The organism is Streptomyces sp. NPDC002785 (assembly GCF_040295565.1).
GTDB lineage: Bacteria > Actinomycetota > Actinomycetes > Streptomycetales > Streptomycetaceae > Streptomyces.
In genome coordinates, this window is sequence record NZ_JBEOVN010000274.1 from 1 (window position 1) to 7,693 (window position 7,693).

Sequence of the window (7,693 nt, forward strand, 5' to 3'; positions counted from 1 at the left end):
GTGTCCCGGAGGACACCGGCCCCCCACCGCGCTGGCGCACCGGATGTCGTCGGGCCAACGGAACCGGATCCGCGCCCAGGCCGGTGCGAGCTACTGTAGCCGTCCAGTTCTGGCTGTCCGACCTGCCCGACCCGGCCGGTACATCGCGGTCACGGGGCGGACGTTCGACGGCACGCCGCGACGGCTCGGCGATCTGCAGCACGTAATCGACAGCTCTGCTGTGAGCTACCCTCGATTCAAATCAATGCCATCGCCGGAAGAGCGTCGCCTGCGCGTGGGCCGGTCCTTGAATTCGACCTTCACGTCGATCAAGGGAATGGTGTAATCAAGTCTCGGCTCACCCTCAACCAAGAGTGTGAAGGTTGTCATCAGGTGGCCGGGGATAAGCGTTGGCTCCATGGTCAAGTTGGACTGGCCAGGCGTGGCTTGCGGTGTGTGTCTCACGGGCGTGCCGTCGTTCCAGTCTTCCCACGCAGTCTCGATCAACTCGATGATGGGCACCCCAAGGTCAAGGACAATCGGCGCCCCGGAGTCAAAGAGGTTCGCTGGAATATCCTTACCGGTTTGGTTCAGCATCTGAATCTCGACGATGTAGGGGTTTACGAGAACATTTCCGTCGTAGGCGACAACAAGTCGTCCATCGGATAGACCAGTTGATGGGGACATCAACTGTGCCAACTTGTTCACATAGAACCCCAAGCGCCTCTTGGGCAGGGCAGTCCGCAATGTCACCACGGCAGCAACGATGCCGGTGATCACGGTAGCTATGACACTGGCAATAGCTACCAAAATTGCAGGATCCGCCCAGCCCTCGGCCAGGTACACCACGTCGCCTCCCATTGTGATCACCACCGTCGGAGATGAAGCCAGAATCCTAGCCAGTCGCCCGGCGCCCACCGGCATCATTACGCCGGGAAAGACTGGCGTCTGTCCTTGGGACCGGCAGCGCGGAGTTCGCCCAACTGTCGCCCCACCGTTGCCAACTATCCGTAAATTGGCGACTGTTGAGCGCGGCGACGGATGAGGTGAGGTCGGTTGGACGGCTCAGGTGTGGGCGTGGGGCAGGTGGCTGTGGTGGGGCGTGGGCTCGGGAAGAGGTTCGGGTCCACCGCCGCTCTGGACCGGACCGGGAGCGCTGGGAGGGGCCGGCACCCGATGCCGCGATCGGCATCGATCTGGGGCTCACGCACTTCGCGCCCGACTTCACCATGATGGCGCTGCCGCAGGACCACACCAACGGCACCAGCGGAATCGACCCCTACCCGACCGCCATGGTCGCCGACAACGACCTCGCCGTCGGCCGGGTCGTCGACACGATCTCGCACAGCAAGTTCTGGAAGGACACGGCGATCTTCGTCCTCGAGGACGACTCGCAGGCCGGCGTCGACCACGTCGACGGACACCGCGCACCCCTCTGGGTGATCAGCCCCTACGCCAAACGGGGCGCCGTCACCTCCACCTACTACACCCAGATCAACGTGGTGAAGACCATCGAGCAGATGCTCGGCGCCCAGCTGATGAACCAGATCGACCGGGCCGCCGAGCCCATGCGCGACCTGTTCACCGACACGCCCGACTTCACCCCGTACACCAGCCTGCCCAACCGGATTCCGCTGGACTACGGCCTCAAGAAGCCGGCCTCCGCAGCCGCCGCGAAGAGGGCCGACAGCGGTGCCCAGCGCCCACAGGTACCCGCCCACATGCGGGAGATCGCCGCGCAGTGGGAGGCCTGGAGCACGATCCAGGCGAAGGCCACGGGTGGCTCCCACCCCGTCGAGGACCAGGGGAACCCGGCCCAGCTGAACCGGATCACCTGGTACGCGTCCACCGGATGGACCAAGCCGTACCCGGGCGACAGCCGCGTCCTGGCACCCAATGAGGTACCGGGCCGCGACAACCCGCCGCAGGAGCTCGGCGACTGATCATTTACGTGTCACGGAGGGCCGGTCACCCCGCTTCAGGGGCGGCCGGCCCGTCGCACGGGACTTCGGATATACCCCTTGCACCAGCGCCGACGACGGCGCTGTGCACAGCCGACGGCCCGGCATGAAGCGGAGCTGCGGGCGCGCTTAAGAAATCCTCGATGGACCTGTGGCGCGGGGTGCGGCAGATTTCTCCGTGACGGCAGAGGATGGAGCGCGGCAGCCGATCGACGCGCGCTGCCATGCCGTTCCTCTCATTTTCCCCGGGCCGCAGGCTTCCCCAAGACTGCCCCCGGCCCGGGGTACTCAACGCCGTACAGCGCAGGGAGCCACCGCCGTGAAGGCACTCGTGAAGCAGAAGGCCGAGCCGGGGCTCTGGCTGATGGACGTGCCCGAGCCGGAGATCGGCCCCTCGGACGTACTGATCAAGGTGCTCCGCACCGGCATCTGCGGCACCGATCTGCACATCCGGAACTACGACGGCTGGGCGCAGCAGGCCGTACGCACCCCGCTCGTCCTCGGACACGAGTTCGTCGGCGAGGTCGCGGAGACCGGCGCCGATGTCGTCGACATCAACATCGGCGACCTGGTCAGCGGCGAGGGCCACCTGGTCTGTGGGAAGTGCCGCAACTGTCTGGCCGGGCGCCGTCACCTGTGCCGCTCCACGCTCGGGCTCGGCGTCGGCCGGGACGGGGCATTCGCCGAGTACGTCGCCCTGCCCGCGTCCAATGTGTGGGTGCACCGGGTCCCCGTCGACCTCGACGTCGCGGCGATCTTCGACCCGTTCGGCAACGCCGTGCACACCGCGCTGTCGTTCCCGCTGGTCGGTGAGGACGTACTGATCACCGGCGCCGGACCGATCGGCATCATGGCGGCGGCGGTCGCCCGGCACGCCGGGGCCCGTAACGTCGTCATCACCGACGTCAGCGAGGCCCGGCTGGAACTGGCCCGGAAGGTCGGCGTCAGCCTCGCTCTCAACGTCAGCGAGGAGACCATCTACGACGGGCAGAAGCGCCTCGGACTGCGCGAGGGCTTCGACATCGGCCTGGAGATGTCCGGGCGGCCCGAGGCGATGCGCCACATGATCGAGAACATGACGCACGGCGGCCGGATCGCCATGCTCGGACTGCCGTCCGAGGAGTTCCCCGTCGACTGGTCCCGCATCGTCACCTCGATGATCACCATCAAGGGCATCTACGGCCGCGAGATGTACGAGACCTGGTACGCCATGTCCGTACTGCTGGAGGGCGGCCTCGACCTCGCCCCCGTGATCACCGGCCGGTACGGCTACCGCGACTTCGAAGCGGCCTTCGACGACGCGGCGAGCGGCCGCGGCGGCAAGGTCATCCTCGACTGGACCTCCTGACCCGACGCCTCCGTAGACGACGCCACCGTAGACAGCTGGGAGACACCCTTCATGTTCGACTCCGTACGCGACGACATGCGCACCACCCTCGAAGAGATCGAGGCCGCCGGACTGCACAAGCCCGAGCGCGTGATCGGCACCCCGCAGTCCGCGACCGTCGCCGTCACCGAGGGCGGCCGCCCCGGTGAGGTGCTCAACTTCTGCGCCAACAACTACCTGGGCCTCGCGGACCACCCCGAGGTGATCGCCGCCGCCCACGAGGCGCTGGACCGCTGGGGCTACGGCATGGCCTCGGTCCGCTTCATCTGCGGCACCCAGGAGGTCCACAAGGAGCTGGAGCAGCGGCTCTCCACGTTCCTCGGCCAGGAGGACACGATCCTCTACTCCTCCTGCTTCGACGCCAACGGAGGTGTCTTCGAGACCGTTCTCGGCCCGGAGGACGCGGTCATCTCCGACGCCCTCAACCACGCCTCCATCATCGACGGCATCCGCCTGTCCAAGGCCAAGCGCTTCCGCTACGCCAACCGCGACATGGCCGACCTGGAGACGCAGCTGAAGGAGGCGTCCGGGGCCCGGCGCCGGCTCATCGTCACCGACGGCGTCTTCTCCATGGACGGGTACGTTGCCCCGCTGCGCGAGATCTGCGACCTGGCCGAGCGCTACGACGCCCTGGTCATGGTCGACGACTCGCACGCCGTCGGCTTCGTCGGCGCCGGCGGCCGCGGTACGCCCGAGCTGCACGACGTGATGGACCGCGTCGACATCATCACCGGCACCCTCGGCAAGGCCCTCGGAGGTGCGTCCGGCGGCTATGTCGCGGCCCGCGCCGAGATCGTCGCGCTGCTGCGTCAGCGCTCCCGCCCGTACCTCTTCTCCAACTCGCTCGCCCCGGTCATCGCGGCGGCCTCGCTCAAGGTCCTGGACCTGCTGGAGGCCGCAGGCGACCTGCGCGAGCAGCTCAATGCCAACACCGCGCTCTTCCGTACCCGGATGACCGAGGAAGGCTTCGACGTCCTGCCCGGCGACCACGCCATCGCCCCCGTCATGATCGGGGACGCGGCGAAGGCAGGCCGGATGGCGGAGCTGCTCCTGGAGCGCGGTGTGTACGTGATCGGGTTCTCGTACCCGGTCGTCCCGCAGGGCGCGGCCCGTATCCGCGTCCAGCTCTCCGCCGCGCACTCCACGGCGGATGTGAACCGCGCCGTGGACGCGTTCGTCGACGCGCGGGCGGCGCTGGGGGAGTAGCGGCGCTGAGGACGGGGCGCTTTACGGAGCCCCGTCCAAGAGCCTCACCCGGGCGACCGGGTTCCCGCCGTGACCTGGGACAATGGGTCACATGATCGATGCACGGCGGCTGCGCATTCTCCGAACGGTGGCGGACCACCGCACGGTGACCGCCGCAGCCGCCGCGCTGTATCTCACGCCCTCCGCGGTCTCCCAGCAGCTCGCCGCGCTGGAGCAGGAGACCGGCCACCGGCTGGTCGAACGCAACGCGCGCGGCGCCCGGCTCACCCCGGCCGGCGAGATCCTGCTGACCCACACCAATGCGGTGCTGGCCCAGCTGGAACGGGCCGAGGCGGAGCTCGCCGCGTACAGCGCCGGGGATGCCGGTACGGTCACGGTCGCCGCGTTCGCCACCGGCATCGGCCTGGTCCTCGCCCCCGCGATAGCCGAACTGACGCTCACCGCGCCCGGCATACGGGTCCGTGTCCAGGACGCCGAGGGCGATGCGAGCGTGCCGATGGTGCTCGACCGGCAGGTCGATGTCGCGGTCGCCGTCGAGTACCGCGGCGCGCCGGGCGAGGACGACCGGCGGCTGACCCGTGTGCCGCTGTACTCGGAGCCGTTCGACGCGGTGTTGCCGGTGGACCATCGGCTGGCCGGCCAGGAACAGGTGTCGATCGCCGACCTGGAGAAGGACTCGTGGATCGGTCCGTACCCCGGCAATCCCTGCCATGACGTGGTGGTCCTGGCCTGCGAGTTCGCCGGGTTCCAGCCGAGGCTGGAGCATTCCTCGGACGACTTCCGCGCTGTGGTCGCGCTGGCCGGCGCGGGCGCCGGGGTGGCGTTGGTGCCGCGGTCGGCGTTGCGGGGGATGGAGCTGACGGGGGTGGTGGTGCGGCCGGTCGAGGGCAGCGCGCCGACGCGCCGGGTCTTCGCCGCGGTGCGGCACGGGGCGGAGGGGCATCCGCTGATCGCGCCGGTGCTCGATGCGCTGGCCACGGCGGCGGTACGGGAGGCGGCGCTGGCGCTGTCGGCCTCGCCCTGACGCGCGCCCGGGGGCAGGGGCGTCCGCCTCCCGCGACGCGCGTCCGCGGTGGGCGCCGTCCTCAACCGCTGGACGGGCTCACATCCGGCGCTTGAGGACGAAGCGGCCGCCGGACGAGCCCGGCCACACCGCCCCCGCACCCGCCGCCACCGTCACGGCCAGTGCCAGCACCCCGTACTGCACCGGCGGCAGATACGGCACCGAACCGGTTGTCGACACGGCGAACGCCACCAGCGGGACCGCCGCGACCAGTGTGCCGACTGCCAGGCCCGCCACCGCCACCAGTCCCGTCTCCAGGATCAGCATCCGCCTCACCTGACGGCGGCCCGCGCCGACCATCCGCAGCAGGCGGAATTCCGGGCGACGGCCCACCGTGATCAGGGACAGTGTGCTGATCACCGCGAGCAGGGCGAAGCCGCCGATCACGCCGACACCGATGATGACGAGGGCGTTGTCCTGGTCCGACGACGGCGGGGCGATCCGTACGTCGTCCGCCGTCGCGGTACGGACCTGCACGCCCGTGTACGGGGAGAGGGCGCGCCGTACAGCCGAGGCCGAGGCCGACCCGCCGTCCGCCGAGCGGATCAGGATCTGCTGGTCGCGCGGTGCTGAGACGTGCCCGGCCAGGGCCTCGCGCGGCAGCATGAACTCGCCGAGTCCCAGGGTCCGTTCGTAGAGCGCTACCACTCGGAGCCGTACCTGCGTACCGTCACCGAGGCGGAGCTTCACTGTGTCGCCGAGGCCGACGTCGAGGTCGGCGGCCCGGTCCTTGCCGACTGCGACCGTGCCCTTGCCGGTGAGGTCCGCCGGATCACCCGCCGTGACATGCGGGTCGAGCGTGCCGGGCAGCTGGTCCGCCGTCACCCCCAGCACGGGGAACCGGTCCAGCATCGGATCGCCGAACTCACGGCGGGCGAGGACCACGCTGGAGCGCAGCACACCGGTCGCCGCCTTCACCCCGGGAGCATCCCGCACCGCCTGTGCCGCATCGGCCGGCAGCCCGTCGACCTGCAATGTCACACGGTCACCGGGCTTGCTCCCGGCCGCTGCCGCCAGCGCACCGTCGACTACCACCTCCGTGGACGTCCTCGGCGTGTGTCCATCCGTCAGCCGGTACGGAGTGAGCGCGGCGGACGCCCAGGAACGGCCGACGGCCGAAGCCCCGCCCGCCCCGGTGCCACCGCTCCCGCCGCCCAGAGCCACCGGGACCGAATCGTCCGCGACGGCCTTCGCGACCCCGTCGGCGGCAGCCGCCTTCGCCACCGCGGAGCGGTCGAGGCGTACCCGTTCCGGCAGATACGTCGTCGCGGTCTGCGGCTCGCTGCCCCACGGCTTCGCCGTGTACGTCACATTCTGGTCGGCCGCCACCACCGCGTCGGCCCCGGCATGACGGTCCACCGGCGGCTGCGCCAGCAGCAGCGAACCGACGACGAAAGCGAACGCGCCGATCAGCGCAGCCGCGGCCGTCGTCGCCGCGAACACCGCGGCCCAGACCCGGCGATGAGCCCTCAGCGAACGCCGGGCCAGGAACGCCGAAGCCCGCCACACCCCGTGCCGCGCATCCGTGCCACGCCTCCGCGTGTCCGTACTCGTGCCTATACCCGCCGTACCCGTACCCGTGCTCATCGCAGCCGGCCGCCGTCCATCGTCAGCACGGTGTCCGCCCAGCTCGCCGCCACCGGATCATGGGTGACCATTACGACCGTACGGCCGTCGATCCGTACCGCGTCCCGCAGCAGACCGAGCACCATGGGGAACGGGGGTTCTGGGGTCGAATGGGTGACCTTGGCGGCTGCTGCTCGTTGGGCTGGGTGCCAGGTGTCCGGCCTTGTGGGAGGGGGTGGTGTGGTGGGTGGGCTGAGGGAGTTGACGGCGTCCTTCGTGGTGCCGGGGCCTTGCGGGGTGGCGGTCCGGGACCGTCTCAAACACCTCACGCCGCACGACGAGGGAGTCCTGCGCGCGGTCGGTGAGCATCAGGGTGCGCTCGCTTCCCGTGATCTCAAGGCTCGCTGCGCGGATGGCCTGGAGCACAGCGCGGAGGCCTGGGCGTCGCGTAAGCGGGACCTGACGCCGCTGTCGTCGTCGCGGATCGCGGGTGCGATCACCAAGGCCACGCACGATCAATGGGCGCTCGCA

General features: G+C 69.7%; 6 protein-coding genes and 2 pseudogenes. 5 read left to right on the forward strand and 3 right to left on the reverse strand.

Annotation, left to right across the window (positions count from 1 at the left end; translation table 11 throughout):
- Positions 1–225: 225 nt before the first annotated feature.
- Positions 226–828: a hypothetical protein gene (locus ABTZ94_RS34750; RefSeq protein ID WP_351206994.1), complete on the reverse strand. Its 603-nt coding sequence runs from the start codon at positions 826–828 to the stop codon at positions 226–228.
- A gap of 380 nt (positions 829–1,208) precedes the next feature.
- Here ABTZ94_RS34750 and ABTZ94_RS34755 point away from each other — a divergent pair, with 380 nt between their 5' ends.
- From ABTZ94_RS34755 to ABTZ94_RS34770, 4 genes are all read left to right on the forward strand, one after another.
- Positions 1,209–1,922 (forward strand): alkaline phosphatase family protein, encoded by a 714-nt coding sequence (locus ABTZ94_RS34755; protein ID WP_351206996.1) that lies wholly within the window; start codon positions 1,209–1,211, stop codon positions 1,920–1,922.
- A 337-nt stretch (positions 1,923–2,259) separates the two neighbouring features.
- Complete coding sequence (gene tdh / locus ABTZ94_RS34760; RefSeq protein ID WP_351206998.1) at positions 2,260–3,288, forward strand: L-threonine 3-dehydrogenase; 1,029 nt, start codon at positions 2,260–2,262, stop codon at positions 3,286–3,288.
- A 51-nt stretch (positions 3,289–3,339) separates the two neighbouring features.
- A complete protein-coding gene (locus ABTZ94_RS34765) occupies positions 3,340–4,533 on the forward strand; it encodes a glycine C-acetyltransferase (protein ID WP_351207000.1) in 1,194 nt (397 codons plus the stop codon).
- A gap of 91 nt (positions 4,534–4,624) precedes the next feature.
- Positions 4,625–5,557 carry a LysR family transcriptional regulator gene (locus tag ABTZ94_RS34770; protein WP_351207002.1) on the forward strand — a complete coding sequence of 311 codons (933 nt, stop codon included), beginning with the start codon at positions 4,625–4,627 and terminating at the stop codon, positions 5,555–5,557.
- A 78-nt stretch (positions 5,558–5,635) separates the two neighbouring features.
- Here ABTZ94_RS34770 and ABTZ94_RS34775 read toward each other — a convergent pair whose 3' ends face one another.
- Together ABTZ94_RS34775 and ABTZ94_RS34780 are read right to left on the reverse strand one after the other, a co-directional pair.
- A complete protein-coding gene (locus ABTZ94_RS34775; protein ID WP_351207004.1) occupies positions 5,636–7,105 on the reverse strand; it encodes an FtsX-like permease family protein in 1,470 nt (489 codons plus the stop codon).
- Positions 7,106–7,179: 74 nt separating this feature from the next.
- Positions 7,180–7,305 (reverse strand): annotated as a pseudogene (locus ABTZ94_RS34780) (ABC transporter ATP-binding protein); the annotation flags it as partial.
- 100 nt (positions 7,306–7,405) lie between these two features.
- Between ABTZ94_RS34780 and ABTZ94_RS34785 the strand changes: the two are divergent.
- Positions 7,406–7,693 (forward strand): annotated as a pseudogene (locus tag ABTZ94_RS34785) (IS200/IS605 family accessory protein TnpB-related protein); the annotation flags it as partial.